Raw genomic sequence first — 18,001 nt, forward strand, 5'->3', positions numbered from 1 at the left:
CAATAATTTTGAAGCAATGAAAAAATCGATCATAAAAATTGTTCTCCTGGTTTTGGCCATCCATATTTTCAGTGCCTGCGACGAGAACATCGAACTCAACCCTGAAACGGCCCTTGATGGCGCGCAGGGGTTCAAAACCCGCCAGGACGTAGATGCAGCCTTGATTGGTTGTTACAGCGCCGTGCAAAATGGTAACTACATGGGTTTGCGGTATTTTGCATTGGCGGATTTGTACTCAGATATCCTGGCACATACGGGTACTTTCCCATCTTTTGCCCAATTTGCTAACCGCCAATTATTGCCTGACAACGCGGAATTGACCAACATGTGGCAATCCATTTACATTGGAATCAACCGTGCCAATACCGTTATCCAGGCTTCTGCCGGTGTTACGGATCCAGCATTCAACGTCAACAATGCCGTCGCAGAGGCTCGACTCCTCCGCGCCTTTCATTATTTTAATTTAATACGGGCATTTGGCGGCAGTGCGGCAGGATACAACAAGGGCAATGGAGCTGGGGTGCCTTTGGTAACCAAACCAACCCTGGCTGCTTCTGATGCAGTTCCTGTAGCACGCAATACGGAAGCCGAAGTATGGACGGCGATACTCGATGACATCAATTTTGCGGCGACAAACCTCCTGGCTAGCAATGGTACTGGCCGTGCCAATAAAAATGTGGCTTTAGCTCTGAAGGCTCGGGCTCATCTTTACCGCGGCGAGTGGGCAGAAGCTGAAGCTGCAGCAACGCAGGTTATTGACAGCAAAGCTTATACCTTAGTAGCTGGAGCAAGTTTTGGGGATATTTTCACCAAAAAGAATACTTCCGAAGCCATCTGGGAACTACAATTTGACATCAACAACACCAATTCCATTGCATTCTTTTACTACCCAACTACCTTGGGCGGACGCAATGAAATTGCCTCAACCAACAGCTTGCGCGATGCCCATGAAGCCAATGATGCACGCAGGCCTGTGAATTTCACTGCCAGTCCAGCAGGTAAAACATCTAAATTCACCAGAGTGCCTGGTGATGACAACGTTTTGCTGTTGAGACTTGCCGAAATGTACTTGATCCGTGCAGAAGCCCGCGCCAATTTGGGTAAATTGGTAGAATCCCTGGCTGATGTGAATGTCATTCGAACTCGGGCAGGACTACCAGCCTCTACAGCGGTAACAGCAGAAGATTTGCTTGCTGCTATTGAAAAAGAACGAAGAATCGAATTTGCTCACGAAGGTCACCGCTGGTTTGATCAACGTCGATTGGGCAAGTGGAATGCCAATGGAATCACTCAGGATTTCCGTGCACTTTGGCCAATCCCACAAAGGGAAATCGATACTTCCAATAAAGTAATTGCTCAGAATACAGGATATTAAGCTAAAAGCAGATAGCAAATAAAAAGGAAAAGCCTCGCGTGAAATCAATCACTGCGAGGCTTTTTCTTTTATTTTGCTATTCGCTTTCCGCTTTAGCTATTAATATCCGCCCTCTTTTGGAGCAGGTGGATCTTGCTCAACATCGCCAGGGCCTGCAATGCGAAACTCCGCGCGACGGTTCATGTAGCTTGAACTGGTTGGCACCAAATTGTCGGCAGAACCTTTCCACTGTAGTACAAAGCGACCACGTGGAACGCCGTGGCTGTTCACCAAATGTTCGATTACATTTTTGGCACGCTCATAAGACAACTGGTTGTTGACACTTTCTGAACCAGTACTGTCCGTAAATCCGGTAACCACTAGGCGGATATTTGGATTGGCCTTCATCATGCGGCCTACACCAGCCAAGTTGCCATAATCAGAGTATTTGATCTGAGAGCTGGAACTGGGGAAGTGCAACATCGGCAAAAACCATTCTGCTGCACTGGAACGGTTATCCGTGATTTGGTAGTTTTGCAAGGCTTGATCAATCAATTCTTTGACCCGCTCTTCCGTAACACCTCCACCTCCATTTCCAGGACGGCCAGGGCCACCCGCTTGAGGGTTGGTCACAACACCATTTTCATCTACTTTTTCAGTGGGTTGGGGCATGTAGAATGGTTCTTTATCAATGTGATCCGGCACCCCATCGCGGTCAGAATCGAGCGTGCGACCTTTCGTGTCTACCATTGCACCAGCGGGAGTGTTGGGATCTTGGTCAATGGCGTCGATAACACCGTCGCCATCCTCATCCTTGATCAAGCCAGTGGTACGTTGGTTGATTTTGTCGTCGATAGAGTTCAACACACCATCCATAGGGTTGATCCAGTACAGTGGCTCGGTCTTTTTAGAAGCGCTGCCAATGTTAAAGTTGATGCTGAGACTGGTAAAAGAAACAACATCGCGGAAAGTAGATTTACCCGTTGAAATGTTGTCGATAAAATCCGCCCGTTTGCCAAAAACCATCATGGCTTGCTCTTCCAAACCAATATTTATTTTTGGGCCGATGCGGAAAGCAATACCTGCACCAAGGCCAACATGGGGGGCAAATTCACGATCCAGGGTGTCAAACACGCGCAAGTTGTCATTTGTATCGAATGATCTTGCCTCAAAATAGTTGACCCCAGCTCCACCCATAACATACAGGTTGGTACTGCGCACGGATTTGTCCCAACGCAAGCTATTGAGGGACATTACCCCTAAAAGTGATCCAGAAATCCAGTTGGTGTTGAATTCACGCTCGATATTGCTTACAGGGTTCATACCTTTCAAATCGGCATAAAGGAAATCTGCACGCATCGAAAACATGTAGTCGGTAGCCTTGCGAATGTGGAAACCTACACCGTAGGATGGTTTTGGTGCAACGTCACTTCCCAGGATAGTAGCCCCACCATTCAAACCAAATTCGAACATGTTCTTCGGTATCGCCAAACCCGAGGTTCTGGGTTTTTCTTTCGCTTCGTTCACGGGTTTTTCAGCCTTTTCTTTGGGCTCTTTGTCACCTTTTCCTTTGGCTGGTTTTTCAGTTTTTGGTTTTTCCTCCGTAGTTTCAATGGCATCCTGCCCCCAAACCAATCCGGAGCAGAAAATGAGGAGGAACAAGAACATAGTACGTTTTTGCATGGTTTTGGATATTAAATCAGTTAAGTATTGGGATTATATCGGTTTTTGCATTTATGCTCATAACGATCCATACAACCGTTATGTGGCGTAAAATTGTTCCAAAGCAAACGAAAGAAACCAGGCAGTGCGGCAAAGATGGGCATATTGATTTGAAAAAAACACACGACTTCCACCTCTCCACGTATGCGAAGGTAAACTTTTTGTGAAAGGTTTACGAGCCGAAACAACAGCAGGCCTGCATTTTAGGTATAAAATAACCGAAAAATGACCAAAGTCCGCTGATCCGGCAAAAATAGGGCATATTTTTTCGCCAACCAAGGTTTCTTATCTATTGAAACGTTGATGCAACAGATATTTTTCTTATTTATACTCATTTTTTTGTAAAAGTCACTTTTTGTGGGCTTAGTAAAGGGACAAAAATAAATGCTCATTTTTTTATCCCCCCTTAGATTGCACTTATCTGGTATCCCTTTGTAACTTTCCGGTCTTAGTATACCAGAACTTCAATAGTGTTTTATGCTAGACAATTGGCTCAGCCCGGTCAACCTCACTGCTTTATCCCTACCCAATTTGGACGCAGACCATTTGGGGTCGCGATTATACATCCACACCGAAGGTAATTTTCCCGATTTGAAAGGGGTTCAAATTGCTCTGGTTTGTTTAAACGAAAAAGAGGGCCTTGCCTTGCGCAAAGCCTTGTATACCATGAGCTTTCCCTTTGAAGGTTTGCACATTGCCGACCTGGGGACCATTCGAAAATGCACTGCCGAGTTCATAATGCCCGTGCTGATTGAATTGCACGAAAGCAATATTTTGCCCATCCTCGTGGGTACTGATCCCTCCTTGATGCAGATTCAATACAAGGGCTTACAGCACGAATTGCAACACATCAACATGGTTGCAATGGATGAATTCATCCGCCTGAGTGTACCTAGTGAAAACAAAACCCCGGACTTGTTCAACGAGATTGTTTTCCAAAAAAAATCTAAACTCTTCCATCTGGGCATCATTGGCTGTCAAACTCATTTCACCTTGCCAGCTACCTATCGCTTGATGGATGAATTGCACTTTGATTACATTCGGTTGGGCACAGCCCGAGCCAACCTGGCGGAGGTGGAACCCATCATCCGCGATGCCGATTTGTTGGGGTGTCAGGTAGCCGCGCTCAAACAAAGTGAAGCGCCCGGGCAAGAAAATGGTAGCCCCAGCGGTTTCAGCGTGGAGGAAATTTGTCAGCTTTGTCGCTATGGAGGGATGAGTGAAAAGGTGAAGTCGTTTGGCATTTTTGGCTACAAAGCTTCACTGGACCGCAAAGCACAAACGGCCAGTGTATTGGCGCAAATGATCTGGTACTTTCTGGATGGCCTGAGCCACCGCAAAGGGGATTTCCCAATCAGCACCGAAGGCCTCACGGAATACATCGTGGAAGTAAAGTCGCTGGATTTTACCGTTACTTTTTGGAAAAGCCAACGCAGCGGGCGTTGGTGGCTACAGGTGCCCGTCAAAACGAGCAAACAACAACAGCGGCATCGGCTGATCCCCTGTTCGTACAATGACTATAAATTGGCATCACAAGGGGAACTGCCGGATCGGCTGGTAAATGGATTAAAAAGGTTTTTGTGAATGACGAATTTTTCGAGTGATAAATATCCGGTCACTGAGCGTAGCCGAAGTGCCGGATATTTATCACTCGAAAAATTCGTCATTCACAACACTCGCTCCAGAGCCATCCCTCGCGATCCTTTAATCAAAAAAACTTTATTTTCCCAAGTCTGGCCGGTAAACCATCCTTTCAATTCTTCCACATTGTCGAAGTGCAAACAGCCCAATTGTTGGGCAGCCGAAGCAAAGTGTTTACCCACCAAAATAACTTGTTCAAAGCCCAAACCATTGGCCAATTGGGCAATTCGTTCGTGTTCGATTGGAGCATCATCGCCTAGTTCGAACATATCTCCAAGGATAACCACCTTGTTCCCTAAACCATTTTCAGCAAAAGAACGCAGGGTTGCTTCCATACTGCTGGGGTTGGCATTATAGGCATCCAATAAAATTGAATTGCTTCCCCAGGGTACCCATTGCGAGCGATTCATATTGGGGTTGTAGTTTTCGATTGCCGCTTTGATTTTTGCCCCTGGGACTTTGAAATATTTGCCTAAGGTGACAGCTGTTTTTATGTTTTGGAAATTGTGCACCCCCATCAATTTGCTACCCGTTGCTATCAACTGCTCTGTTTCATCCAAAAAGGCTACCTGAATAAAGGGTTGTAATTGTAGCAGTTTGACTTCATAAGGTTTGTGGTTGGGCGCAGGATTTTCGCTGAGTTCATAAAAGATTCTTTTTTTAACCGGCGTAGACAGTTCCAATAAAAAGGGCTCATCATTGTTGACAAAGGCTAAACCATTGGTTTCTGCCAAATAGCGGTACAATTCTGACTTGCCTTTTTTCACCCCCTCTATTCCTCCAAATCCTTCCAGGTGAGCTTTGCCGATGTTGGTAATCAAACCATGCGTAGGTTCCGCAATGCGGCACAGTTGGTCAATTTCCCCTTGGTGGTTGGCCCCCATTTCGATTACAGCTACTTCAATCCGTGGGTCGAGTTGCAGTAAGGTAAGTGGCACACCAATATGGTTATTCAGGTTGCCCTGGGTGTAATGCATTGGATATTGACTGCTCAGAACCGCAGCAATGAGTTCTTTGGTGGTGGTTTTGCCATTACTGCCCGTAATGGCAATGATGGGGATGTGCAATTGGCGACGGTGATGCCGCGCCAGGTCCTGCAAAGTTTGGAGCACATCATGGACTACGATGCATTTATCGTTTGCACCCAGTCCTGGGTCGTCCACGATGGCATAACTGGCACCTTTCTCCAGGGCTGCCAGAGCGTATTGATTGCCATTAAAATTGTCGCCACGCAAAGCAAAAAACAAACATCCGGGCTCAATTTTGCGCGAATCAGTAGAGACTTTGCCAGCACTAAGAAACAGTTGATAAAGACTTGAAATTTCCATGTCGTTAGGGTACACGATTAAGTAGTGGGGCAAAAATAAGTATTCATTTTTCTTGAGCCAAAGGATCAGATAAGACACTTGAAATGAATCGTTTACTTATCTGGTCCTTTGGCAAAATGAATACTTATTTTTTTATCGCCCCTGAGACTGGAAAATTAAGTAAGGTTTGGCAACTTACCTTGATTTGAGAAGAGATAATTTAATAAAGTAAAAAACAAATAGTGAAAAGTAAATAGTGAGTAGTAGTATTGATGGAAATGAAGACAGTTGAGCAGCACCCATCATGCTACTCAACTGTCGAAAGCTGAGTTATTTCACACATTCAAATCCTGTCGCCTTTGAAGGGCTATCTTCTGTGGTTTGTTTGACTACAGAAAAATTCTGGTTTGATTTTAAATTCAATTGGTAAGTACCACCACTGCCGCAACTGGTTCCCCATTCGCGGGTAACTGCAAACAAATAAATGCCATTCTGTGGTACTACAAAATCATTCACCGTCTCACCCGCAGTGTAATCGCTACAGGCTTTTCCCTCCGTACAGCGACGCTCTTTCAAAGACATGGTGAACAAATTGGTGCTCCCCAGCGCAGTACCAGGCAAATACAGGGCAATTTGGGCAACGGAGCCTGAACTGACCGAATTGACAGTAAAGCTTACTTTTGCCCCTTTTTCAAGCTCCACCTGAAATACATCCTGGCAATCGGTTCCAGAAGCACATTCCCAGGCATAGGAACCAGTGTAGGATTTGGTTTTTTCGGCAATAAAATCTTCACTTTCCTGCTTTTTGCACGCAAGAGCGCAGACCAATAGCAAGACTAATGATACAGTTGAGGAAAAACGAAATCGGATTGACATAGTCATTTGATGTTTTTAGGTATTTCTTCTATGTGTCATTAGCCATTTGGATTGTTCCAGGTTTTTGAAAAAAAAAGGGGAGATAGTGAATCAACACCATCTCCCCTTTTTTTAGATCAAAAGATCAATGCTTATTTATAGCGACGGTCAACACGTCTTTGTTTCACTTTGAATTGGTTGCCACCTGGTTTGTCGTTGGTAGCTGAACCACCCATGCGGCTCATGGCGCAACGGAAACCAAGTGTACGATCGGCGTCATCCTCATCCTTGAAACGACGGGCACCTGGAGAAAGCCAGTACGCGCGATCGGCCCAAGAGCCACCTTTGTACACGCGAGCTTTGTCGCTTACCAGGGTGTGCTGTTCAAAATCGTAAAATGCTTCTGATTCTTTGTCACCATCCCGGTAATCCAATGCTTTACCACGGCGAATGTTGTCGCGGGTAGCCAATTCGTCATCCTGGAAGTAGCGGTATTTGATGCGACCCAAGCTGTCTTTTTCAACCGGACGGCCATCTTCATCGGTTTCAACCGTTTTGTATTTGTTACCCCGAACCGGGTTCAAATCGTGGTTGTCAGCATCACGCAGGGTTTGGCTGGTCAATGGACGATAAACGTCGAATACCCATTCGTTGACGTTACCTGCCATGTTGTACAAACCAAAGTCGTTAGGCAAGAAGCTACGTACTGGAGCGGTCACCGCAGCGTTGTCGTTCAACTTGCCAGCGATACCCATATAATCCCCTGCTTCTTTTTTGAAGTTAGCCAACATTTGACCCTGGTATTTGTCGTGCTTTTGGTAGCGCAAAGTTTGACCGTTCCAAGGATAGTTGCGACGATCCGTATAGTTTTCATCGCCTTCAGCAGATTGGTTACCACGTAGAGCCAGTGCAGCGTATTCCCATTCTGCTTCAGTAGGGAGGCGGTATTCTGGCAACATGATACCATCTTCAAAACGCGCTGGACGCTCTTCACCAGTGCGGAAGTCTTTAAGGTTTTTACGAACGTTACCTTCGTACTGGCCTACCAGGTAAGAACCAGTGTTGAAGCTATCGTCGTCTTTTTGTTCGTTGTTTTCGTTGAGGATACCCCGTTTGATGAGCAACATTTCGTTCACCCGGTCGGTACGCCAGAGGCAGTATTCAGATGCCTGAGTCCAGTTAACCCCAACTACGGGATAATCATCAAAGGAAGGGTGACGGAAGTAGGTGTTAACCATTGGTTCGTTGTAGGACAAGTCGTCGTACCAAACCAAGGTATCCGGCAAAGACTTGCGGTATACTTCAGGATACGTTTCTCCATAAACCCGGCCTACCCAATAGGTGTATTCACGGTAATCGATGTTGGCAACTTCTGTTTCATCCATGTAAAAGGAAGAAACTGTAACGCGCCGAGGGACGTTGTTCCACTCGTACATCACGTCTTGCTGGGTCTGACCCATCGAGAAAGTACCACCCTCAATCGGAACGAGGTTGGGACCGGTGATTTGACCCTCATAATTCAGCTTCTCGAAGCCTCCCCATTTGGTATCATTGTAGTTCCAACCCGTGGTGGAAGAAGCTTCCTTGCTCTTACAGGAGGTAAAAATCACTGTGGCGACAAGGAGGTAAGCACCAAACTTCAACAACTTTTTCATTATAAATGACCAATTTTTTTTAGAGAAACGACCAACCTGAATTGGCATTATTTACGAGCTTGTATAAATTTTTTCCCGAGCTACTAGGCCCCCTTTTAAACAAACTCCAACTTCATTCATTTGACTTTATACCGAACGCTCCGTTCATCGAATTAGTATACGACCGCAAAAATTTTGTCTTTTGCTGCGGTATATTTATCGAGCGGCAAAAATAGAGAAAAAAATAATTAGTAGTGGGGCAAAAATAATTACTCATTTTTCCTGAGCCAGAGGATTAGACAAGACACTTAAAATGAAACGTTCACTCCTTTAATCCTCTGGCAAAATGAGCAATTATTTTTTATCGCCCCTTATCTAAAGATCTGAAAACAGTCGTTGATGTTAACTTTTTTGCGCCGCCTTTGATTGGCACGGCTTTCATCGAGGGTAAAGGAGAGCGAAATTTCGTGGCTACCTCCGGTGCGATTCAATGCCAGATTGGACAAGGTAGCATCAAAACTGTACCCCAAACGCAGCACGCCGTAGCGGTAACCGATCAAACCGACCGCTGCATCGGGGTTTTTGCCACTGTTGCGGTACCAAACTCCTGCAAAAACTGGCCCAAAGCCCCAATATCCCCCCACCATCACCTGAGAAAATTCAGCCTGGCGTACATATAAAAAGTTGGGGGCAAAAAAATTGGCTTCTCCATTTCGGCCGCTTCCTCCCAGGTCCAATTGGGCACCACCGTGAATGGAAAGTTTCATTGGATGCCCTACTAAAAGGGAAGAACTGCCCGATGTGAGCAGGTTTTCATTGAAATTATTCAGGTGTTGCAAAGCTATTCCCCCGTAAAATTTCTTGCTGAATGCCAACAACCCCGCTGAAAAATCAATTTGGTTGTTGCCCAGGTTGTCTGGGCGCAATTCCTCGGTGCTGTAGCCCTGGCCATTGCTGCCCAGGCCATCGATTGGGTCTAGCTGATCCCCAAAAACCAGTTTGTCCCAAGCCAATTGGGAGCGAAAAGCTCCGGCTTCGACGCCAAATTTCAGCGCCAGGTCATCGTTGGCTTTCAACTGGTAACTGTAATACAAACTCAGTTGCCGCGTTTGGTAAATGCCATTCCCAGCGTCATCAGCGGTAATACTCGCGCCAATGCCACTGTTCAAAAAAGGCAGAGATTGTTCGTACGCAATGGCATAGGTTTGGTAGGCATTGGGCCAGGAGGGCCATTGATTGCGGTGATTGAGCATGATGCGCGGCGCATGTGAAACACCTGCAAAAGCCGGATTGAGGTGCAGTGGTGCAGCAAAAAACTGACTAAACACGGGATCCTGGGCAAAAATCGGCGTGATTAGCAAGCTTGAAAAAAGAAAAAGTAGACCTATGCGCATAGTATGTTTTTTTAGTTGAGGAGTTGAGAAGGCTGAGAAGTTGAGGCTACCGCGAGCGGCTTTGACAATGACACTGCGGCTGCCTCAACCCCTAAACTTCTCAACTCCTCAACTTCTTAATCAACATTTTCCCTCCTTAGGGTGTCAATCAGTAGTATACTTGACAATCCAGAAACTTGAATTGGATTACCTTTGGAAATCCAAACGGCGAAGCTACTGTACTCGTAATATTCGCTAAATTGTCAATTCTTGTAATCAATAATACTGCGGAAACGTTTGAAATTTATGAAGAATTTCGCGATTACCTCCATTTTGACATTATTCTTAGGTCTGCTGTACGGCAATTCTCCATTTTTCATTCGGGAAAGCCTCCAGTGGAAAGCTGAAACCATGTCGCTACAGCCCAAACCACAGCCCAAGGAACGTTGGGGTTTCAAGGGTGCGGTCTACAGCAAACAAAATGCAGAACAACCCTGGTTCATTCAGGAATTTGCAGTAGATGGCCCCGGACAGTTAGACATCGAATTGCTCAATGTACGTTGGGAGGAATTCCCTAATGCCCCTCAGTGGGCTCCAGAAAGTATCGGTAAAAACCTGAAGTTTTTTGGCCAGGTGGAAAAAGACCGGCGTCAGTTTTTTGGCAAAGTATACTTCGTTCCGGTCATTCGCCAAGGTGGCCGTTTTTTGCGGGCAATTGAATTTGAACTAAAAGTCACCCTGCGTCCGGAAGCTACACCAGAACTACGTTCTAATCCTTATACTGAAAATTCTGCCCTGCGCGACGGGCAAATCTTCAAATTTGCGGTCACCCAAAATGGGATACATCGCCTGAGTTACGATTTTTTAAAAAACCAGCTTAAAATCGACATCGACCGGGTCGATCCGCGCAACATCAAAATATTGGGCCAGGGCGGCGGGATGCTGCCTATGGGCGTAAATGAAGCACGGGTGGATGATTTGGTCGAAAACCATGTTTCGGTTGTGGGTGAAGACGATGGCAAATTTGATTCCGGCGATTACATCCTGTTTTATGCTGAAGGCCCCGACCGCTGGGATTACCAGGCCAGTAGTCAACGTTTTGACCTGAGCAAAAACATTTACGATACCCGAAACTATTATTTTGTCAAAATAGCCGCTGAGCGCGGTTTGCGCATCAGCAGCCAAAATTCGCTTGGTAACACGGCCTACACCAGCAATAGTTTTGACGATTTCGCCAGGTTGGAAGAAGACAAAATCAACTTGCTGGAATCCTGGGAAAGCAATGCCAACAGTGTGAGCGGATCGGGGCGGATGTGGTTTGGCACCCATTTTCGGGTAGCACGGGAGAATACGTATGCCAAAGCCTTTACCTTTCCCAATCTGATCCCTGATCAGGATGTCAAAGTCAGTGCCCGCATGGCCTTAAGGGCTTTGGATCCTACCTCTTTTAGCCTTGAACTCAACGGAACCCGCCTCAACAGCGCCAATGCCGCTAGTGTATTTTATCTGGATGGCGCTGCTGCTACCGAAGTTGAATATGCCAACTGGGCCGACCTCCGTAGCACTATTCGCTTGAATCAGGATGCGGTGGATGCCATCATTCGTTATCCAAATGTTAGCGCTGGCAGTGAAGGTTGGCTGGATTACATTCAGTTGCAAGCTCGTCGAAGGCTCATCATGAGTGGAGATCAAATGGCTTTTCGCGACCTCAACACACTCCAATACCCTTCGGCCAGTTATGAACTAAGCAATGCCAGTGCCGATGTTCTGGTCTGGGACATTACCGACCCGCAACGACCCAAAGCGCAGGAAGGCACCCGCAATGCTGCACAATTCAGCTTTGGGGCCAGTGCGGGGAGTGCCTTGCGGCAGTTCATTGCCTTTAATTCCAAACAAGGATTTCTATCCCCGGTTGCAGTGGGTAAAGTTGAAAATCAAAACCTGCACAACATCCGTTCAGCCGATTTGATCATTGTGTATGATGCTGCTGGAGAATTTGGTGAAGCTACCCAAAAACTGGCCCAACACCGTCGTCAATATTCAAAGCTGGAGGTGCAGACAGTACGTGTGGACCAGATTTACAATGAATTTTCCTCAGGTCGGGCTGATCCCAGCGCGATTCGCGATTTTGCCCGAATGGTCTATCAGCGCGATCCCCAATTCCGTTATTTGTTATTGATGGGAGATGGTTCATTCGACCAAAGAGATGTGTACAAGTACGGCAATAATTTTATCCCTACCTTCCAGGAAGACGATTTCGATCCCTTGTATGCATTCCCTGCGGATGATTTTTATGGGATTTTAGAAAACAACCTTGCTTTTGACCCCCTCAATGGGCGCTTGAATGTAGCAGTAGGTCGCCTGACCGTGCGCAAAGCTGAGGAGGCCTTGCAAGTAGTTGACAAAATCATCAATTACGACCTCTCACCTCAAACCATGAGCGACTGGCGCAACCGTTTAACTTTTATTGGTGACGACGAAGATAATAACCAGCATACTCGAGATACTGACGATATCGCCCAGGAAGTTGCAGAAAAATTCCCGGCACTCAATCCTGATAAGTTTTACCTAGATGCTTTTCCCCAGGTAGCCTCCGCTGGTGGTAATTTTTACCCTGCAGTAAACGAAGCCATCAATAATGCGATTTTTAAGGGTACTTTGGTTATGACCTACCTGGGGCATGGTGGCCCCAATGGCTGGGCTCAGGAACGCATTTTGCAGGTACGCGATATCCAAAACTGGACCAATTTTGAACGTTTGCCCTTAGTGGTAACTGCCACTTGTTCTTTCACTGGTTACGATGATGCGAGCAATTCTACTGCTGGTGAAGAGGTATTGTTAAACCCACGTGGCGGAGCCGTAGCCTTGTATTCAACTGTAAGAGCCGTATACGCCTCTGAGAATGCTGCACTAACTAGTTTTGCCTTGTCAGAATTATTTAAAGCAGATCCGGGTGCCAGCATTGGAGATGCTATGCGTAATGCCAAAAACCGCCTAAGTGGAAGCACATTAACCAATTCCCGAAAATTTGCCCTGATTGGCGATCCCTCCATGATTCTGGCCTTGCCACGTTACAAGATCCAAACCACTGCCATCAATGGCAAAGCGGCTCAAAATAGTACAGATACCTTGCGTGCCTTGCAAAAAGTGTCCATCGAAGGTCAAATCGTGGATGCTCAAGGAACGCTGCTGAACGATTTTAATGGCATCATATACCCTACCGTATTTGACAAACCTTTTAAAGCAGCAACCTTGGGTCAAGACCCCAGCAGCCCCAAAGGCTATCAATTTGAGGTACAAAAAAACGTTATTTTTAAAGGCAGAGCCAGTGTACGCAATGGTCGCTTCAGTTTCACTTTTGTGGTGCCTAAAGACATCAATTATGCTTTTGGTTTGGGAAAAATCAGCTATTACGCTGCCGACACCGTAAGCATGGTGGATGCCACTGGAGCCTACAAAAACATCAGCATTGGTGGCAACAGCCCCGGTGGCCTGGCTGATGCTCAGGGCCCGGTGGTGGATGTGTACATGAATTCCCTGGACTTTGTATTTGGTGGCATCACCAACCCCGATCCGATCCTACTGGTGCGTTTGCGTGACGACAACGGCATCAATGTAGTGGGCAACAGCATTGGGCACGATTTGGAAGGAGTTCTGGATGACAATACCCAAAATAGCCTGCTACTGAATGACTTTTTTGAGTCCGAACTGGATGATTACACCAAAGGTCAGGTCCGGTATCCCATTGCTGGTTTGGCAGAAGGTTTGCACAAAATCCGGGTCAAAGCCTGGGATATTGCCAACAACTCCAATGAGGGGTATACCGAATTTGTGGTGGCCTCCTCAGCCGATATTGCGCTCAAACACGTCCTCAATTACCCGAACCCTTTTACAGATCGTACCTGTTTCCAGTTTGAGCACAATGCCAGTAACCAACAAATTGATATCCTGGTACAGGTGTATACCATCGCCGGGCGTTTGGTCAAAACCATTGAAACCTCCCTCCTATCCGATGGAGCTTTGCGCCAGGGTGATTGTATCGAGTGGGATGGTCGGGATGATTATGGCGACCGCCTGGCCAGAGGCGTATATTTATATAAAGTTAAAGTGCGAGCAAATCTGCCGGGTGGAAGCACCCTGAAGGGAGAAAGTAAGTTTGAAAAGTTGGTGCTGCTAAAATAAGATCGCCATTTTTTCGTACAATGAGTAAATTGCACTTTTTTTTTAACGGAACGATAACACATGATGAGAAAACGGCATGAAGTTTGTTTACTAGTTCTTGTGTATCGATCTCAAAAGATTTTTAAAATAAAAATCTCATGAAGAACTTAGTACTTCGTTTGGCAGCCCTCTTTACGCTGATTGGATTGAGCCAAAGCGTGAATGCCCAATGTTATCCCGGTCCTGATGGAAAATACTACAACCTCGATGGAACACCCTGTACCAATACGGTCACCTCTGCTGTTCCTTTCTTGAGAATTGTAGCAGATGCGCGCTCTGGTGCCATGGGCGATGCGGGGATTGCCATTTCTGCGGACCCCAACGCCATGCACTTCAATGCATCCAAATTGGCTTTTGCCGAGGACAAAATGGCGATGTCGGCTACCTACACTCCCTGGTTGCGCTCTTTGGGCCTCAACGACGTGTACATGGCCTACCTCACAGGTTATCGCAAACTGGACAAGGAAGGCTTACAGACCTTAGGGTTTGGCCTGCGTTACTTCTCTTTGGGTAGCATCCAGTTTACCGACATCAACGGTACAGCACTGAATACTGGCCGTCCGAATGAGTTTGAGGTAGCCATAGCTTATGCACGTAAATTGACCGAAAAGATGTCGGCTGCAGTTACGGGTAAATTCATCTATTCCAACCTGGCTGCGGGCAACGTGGTAGGTGGAGACGTAATTGAACCTGCGATTGCAGGAGCAGCGGATTTTTCCTTGACCTACAAATCGCCTATCGAGCTAAAAAACGGCGATGCGGATTTGACGGTAGGTCTGGCACTGTCTAACATCGGCAACAAGGTGTCTTATACCAATAGTACTGACCGCGACTTTTTGCCTGCCAACTTCGGTTTGGGCGCGGCCTACACCATGAATCTAGATCAGTACAATAGTTTGACCTTCACCACGGATGTCAACAAATTTCTGGTGCCAACCCCTTGTCAGGGTGGCGCAGCAGACTGTGATCTAAACAACAATGGTACTCCAGATTACAAAGAAGAATCACCTATTGGAGCAATTATAACGTCTTGGGGCGACGCTCCTGAAGGTCTTTCTGAAGAGCTACGTGAATTCATGTTCTCCTTTGGAGCCGAATACTGGTACGACAAACAGTTTGCTGTACGCGCTGGTTATTTCAGCGAACATGTACGCAAAGGTGCCCGTAAATACCTGACGGTAGGTTTGGGCCTGAAATACAATGTATTTGGTTTGAATTTCTCTTACCTGGTCCCTACGACCAACCAACGAAACCCATTGGACAATACGCTGCGGTTCTCGTTGTTGTTCAACTTTGCAGACCTGGAAGAATAGTGATAAATGATGAATGATAAGAGATGAATTATCGGGTGCTTTCGTAGTTCATCTCTTATCATTCATCACTTATCATTCATCACTCATCATTACAAAAAATTTGCCGCAAACCGATAAGCCGGATTCTGTTCCAATACCTTGCGGTACCAGCCCCTATCATTTATCTAGTCCTGGCCTTGCGGCGCAGGATCCATCTGCCTACCCTCCTCAACTTTCTTGCGAAAACAAAACGAGCAGCTCTGCCAGGCGTAAGCCCAATTGAGGTATACTTGACATTTCAACCCACAAGGTTTATCCACACCCGATATTGCTACCGAGCCGCGTGCGCTCTTACCACACGTTTTCACCTTTTCCGCCCCGAAGGGAGGTAGTTTCTTTTCTGTGACCCTATCTGTCCACTGTTTCGAGCCGAAGCCCAAATCAGCAGCCCATCCGTTAGATGGTGTGGCGCTCTACGTTGTCCGGACTTTCCTCACGCTCATTTGCACGAGCCCGCGATAGAGTGGTTTGCGGCAAGGGGCAAAGATAGGGAGGGAAAAGTGAAAAGTGAAAAGTTAATAATGATGAGTGAGAAGTAATGAGTGATGAATTGCTGTCGCACAGTGGACAATCTCCACTGCGGCAGCAATTCATCACTCATCATTCATCACTTTTCACTTACAAAGACCGCGCTATCCCCAATTCCAGCCCCCTCAACTCCGCCAATCCTCTCAATCGACCGATTGCCGAATAGCCAGGGTTTGTCTTTTTACTTAGGTCGTCCAACATCTGGTGGCCGTGATCGGGGCGGAAAGGAATCTGATCTGGGCGATTTTGTTGGAGCTCCACCAAAGCTTTCATGACGCTGTACATGTCCACATCCCCATCAAGGTGGTCCGCTTCGTAGAAATTGCCGCTGGCGTCCCGGCGCGTACTGCGCAGGTGTACAAAGTGGATGGCATGTCCAAGGCGTTGTACCATTCCGGCCAGGTCATTGTCGGCTCTAACACCGTAGGAACCAGTACAAAAACACAGGCCATTGCTCGAAGAAGGCACTCCTTCAACGATGCGCCGGGCGTCCGATTCTGTGCTAACCACCCGGGGTAAACCCAGAATCGGGTATGGTGGATCATCAGGGTGAATGGTCAGCTTAACGCCAGCTTCTTCCGCTGCGGGAACAATTTGACGGAGAAATTCCTGCAAATTTTCCGCCAAAGCAGCAGCATCGATATCCTGATAAGAGTCCAAAACTTGTTGAAATTCTTCCAAAGTATACCCCTCTTCAGCCCCTGGCAGCCCGGCGATGATGTTGCGTTGCAATAGGGTTCGCTCCGCTTCACTCATTTGTTGATAGTACAAACCCGCATGAGCAATCTCTTCATCACTGTAGTCCCGATCAGCCTTTGGGCGCTTGAGCATACAGAGTTCAAAAGCCGCAAACGCCTTTTTTTCAAAACGCAGGGCTTTGGAGCCATCGGGCAAAGTATAAGCCAGGTCGGTACGGGTCCAATCCAATACGGGCATAAAATTGTAACAAACAGTACGAATGCCACAGGCCCCCAGGTTGCGCAAAGATTGGGCGTAATTGAGGTAGTACTGACGGTAATTACCGCTGCGTTTTTTGATGTCTTCGTGTACAGGTACACTTTCAACTACACTCCAGCGCAAACCGGCTGATTCGATCTGGGCTTTGCGTTTTTCAATTTCTTCAATGCTCCACACCGTACCGTTGGGCACATGGTGCAAGGCGGTGACGATACCCGTCGCGCCAGCTTGCCGGATGTCGCTGAGCGAAACCGGGTCATTGGGGCCAAACCAGCGCCATGTTTGTTCTAGAAATCTCATTTGTTGAGCTTGGATTTGAGTTGTTCGAAGGCTTTGTTTTCATTAAACCGAGAGGAAGGTACACGAGTTTCTTTTTCAAATTCCAGTATCTCAACCAGAATTTGTGGATCGTAACCCTGAGCCCGGCAACGACGCTCAAAAGCGCTGCGTTCACGCGCAGACAGGGTCCCAGCGGCATAGGCTTTTAGTTCTTCCATATCTACCTCCTCCATGTTTTTCAAATTACGTAGGCAATATATGGAAAGACGGAAAAAAAATAAGTCTCCCTGATAAAGGGGGAGAAAATAGGGGTTCAAGGTTCTATGCTACAGAACCTTTTGCTCGAAGGACATGAATTGCCACGTGCTTTAGCGCGTGGATGGCGATTAACTTTTGTTTTGGGCTTTAGCCACAGCTTCAAACTTAAGGCTGGGGCTAAAGCCCAACTCAGAGGGTGTTCCGATAACCCCAGGTTGAAACCTGGGGCAATTGAAGTCCTCCGAGCAAAATGTCTGGTAGTATTCTCAAATACCCATACACACAAATAGCCCTAGACCACCCAGGATGGCCAGAGCAAAGAGCAGTAAACTTTCAGTTGTACGTTTGCGTTGAGAAATTGCAGTGTGTTTCATAGTAAAAAATATTTTGGTGTGTGAAAAAGCAAATCCATTCGCACAAGGTGTTTACGCTTGGCGTTCGTGCACGTCGCTCCTGACGATGCACAGCATCAAAGGCATAGAATGACCAGGCCGAAGGCGCAGTACTGGCGCGTCGGCAG

At 46.8% G+C, this 18,001-nt stretch carries 11 protein-coding genes and 1 other RNA gene; 4 read left to right on the plus strand and 8 right to left on the minus strand.

The window, feature by feature from the left end; all coding sequences use genetic code 11:
• Positions 1–16 precede the first annotated feature (16 nt).
• Positions 17–1,375 (plus strand): RagB/SusD family nutrient uptake outer membrane protein, encoded by a 1,359-nt coding sequence (locus ACO08K_RS30950; protein ID WP_421800376.1) that lies wholly within the window; start codon positions 17–19, stop codon positions 1,373–1,375.
• A 99-nt stretch (positions 1,376–1,474) separates the two neighbouring features.
• Here ACO08K_RS30950 and ACO08K_RS30955 read toward each other — a convergent pair whose 3' ends face one another.
• Positions 1,475–3,037, minus strand: coding sequence for an OmpA family protein (locus tag ACO08K_RS30955; RefSeq protein ID WP_421800377.1), 1,563 nt, complete (start codon positions 3,035–3,037; stop codon positions 1,475–1,477).
• A 516-nt stretch (positions 3,038–3,553) separates the two neighbouring features.
• Between ACO08K_RS30955 and ACO08K_RS30960 the strand changes: the two genes are divergently transcribed.
• Positions 3,554–4,660, plus strand: coding sequence for a hypothetical protein (locus tag ACO08K_RS30960; RefSeq protein ID WP_421800378.1), 1,107 nt, complete (start codon positions 3,554–3,556; stop codon positions 4,658–4,660).
• An 83-nt stretch (positions 4,661–4,743) separates the two neighbouring features.
• Here ACO08K_RS30960 and ACO08K_RS30965 read toward each other — a convergent pair whose 3' ends face one another.
• From ACO08K_RS30965 to ACO08K_RS30980, 4 genes are all read right to left on the minus strand, one after another.
• On the minus strand, positions 4,744–6,045 hold the full coding sequence (locus tag ACO08K_RS30965) for a UDP-N-acetylmuramoyl-tripeptide--D-alanyl-D-alanine ligase (RefSeq protein ID WP_421800379.1): 1,302 nt from the start codon (positions 6,043–6,045) through the stop codon (positions 4,744–4,746).
• A gap of 309 nt (positions 6,046–6,354) precedes the next feature.
• Complete coding sequence (locus tag ACO08K_RS30970) at positions 6,355–6,900, minus strand: hypothetical protein (protein ID WP_421800380.1); 546 nt, start codon at positions 6,898–6,900, stop codon at positions 6,355–6,357.
• 131 nt (positions 6,901–7,031) lie between these two features.
• Positions 7,032–8,534, minus strand: coding sequence for an SUMF1/EgtB/PvdO family nonheme iron enzyme (locus ACO08K_RS30975; protein ID WP_421800381.1), 1,503 nt, complete (start codon positions 8,532–8,534; stop codon positions 7,032–7,034).
• Between the two features lie 350 nt (positions 8,535–8,884).
• Positions 8,885–9,907 (minus strand): PorP/SprF family type IX secretion system membrane protein, encoded by a 1,023-nt coding sequence (locus ACO08K_RS30980; protein ID WP_421800382.1) that lies wholly within the window; start codon positions 9,905–9,907, stop codon positions 8,885–8,887.
• A gap of 285 nt (positions 9,908–10,192) precedes the next feature.
• On the opposite strand from ACO08K_RS30980, the gene porU reads away from it, so the two are divergent.
• Positions 10,193–14,068, plus strand: a complete 3,876-nt coding sequence (gene porU / locus ACO08K_RS30985) for a type IX secretion system sortase PorU (protein ID WP_421800383.1) — start codon at positions 10,193–10,195, stop codon at positions 14,066–14,068.
• 137 nt (positions 14,069–14,205) lie between these two features.
• A complete protein-coding gene (gene porV, locus ACO08K_RS30990; RefSeq protein WP_421800384.1) occupies positions 14,206–15,420 on the plus strand; it encodes a type IX secretion system outer membrane channel protein PorV in 1,215 nt (404 codons plus the stop codon).
• Between the two features lie 98 nt (positions 15,421–15,518).
• On the opposite strand, the gene rnpB is transcribed toward porV, so the two are convergent.
• The 3 genes from rnpB to ACO08K_RS31005 all read right to left on the minus strand — a co-directional run bounded on the left by rnpB (position 15,519) and on the right by ACO08K_RS31005 (position 17,456).
• An RNA gene (rnpB, locus tag ACO08K_RS30995) (RNase P RNA component class A) lies at positions 15,519–15,934 on the minus strand.
• Positions 15,935–16,077: 143 nt separating this feature from the next.
• Positions 16,078–17,244 carry a mannonate dehydratase gene (gene uxuA, locus ACO08K_RS31000; protein ID WP_421800385.1) on the minus strand — a complete coding sequence of 389 codons (1,167 nt, stop codon included), beginning with the start codon at positions 17,242–17,244 and terminating at the stop codon, positions 16,078–16,080.
• Complete coding sequence (locus tag ACO08K_RS31005) at positions 17,241–17,456, minus strand: hypothetical protein (RefSeq protein WP_421800386.1); 216 nt, start codon at positions 17,454–17,456, stop codon at positions 17,241–17,243. Before ACO08K_RS31005 ends, uxuA begins: the two co-directional genes overlap by 4 nt.
• Positions 17,457–18,001: the final 545 nt, after the last annotated feature.

The sequence above is a fragment of the Haliscomenobacter sp. genome (genome assembly GCF_965225875.1).
GTDB lineage: Bacteria > Bacteroidota > Bacteroidia > Chitinophagales > Saprospiraceae > Haliscomenobacter.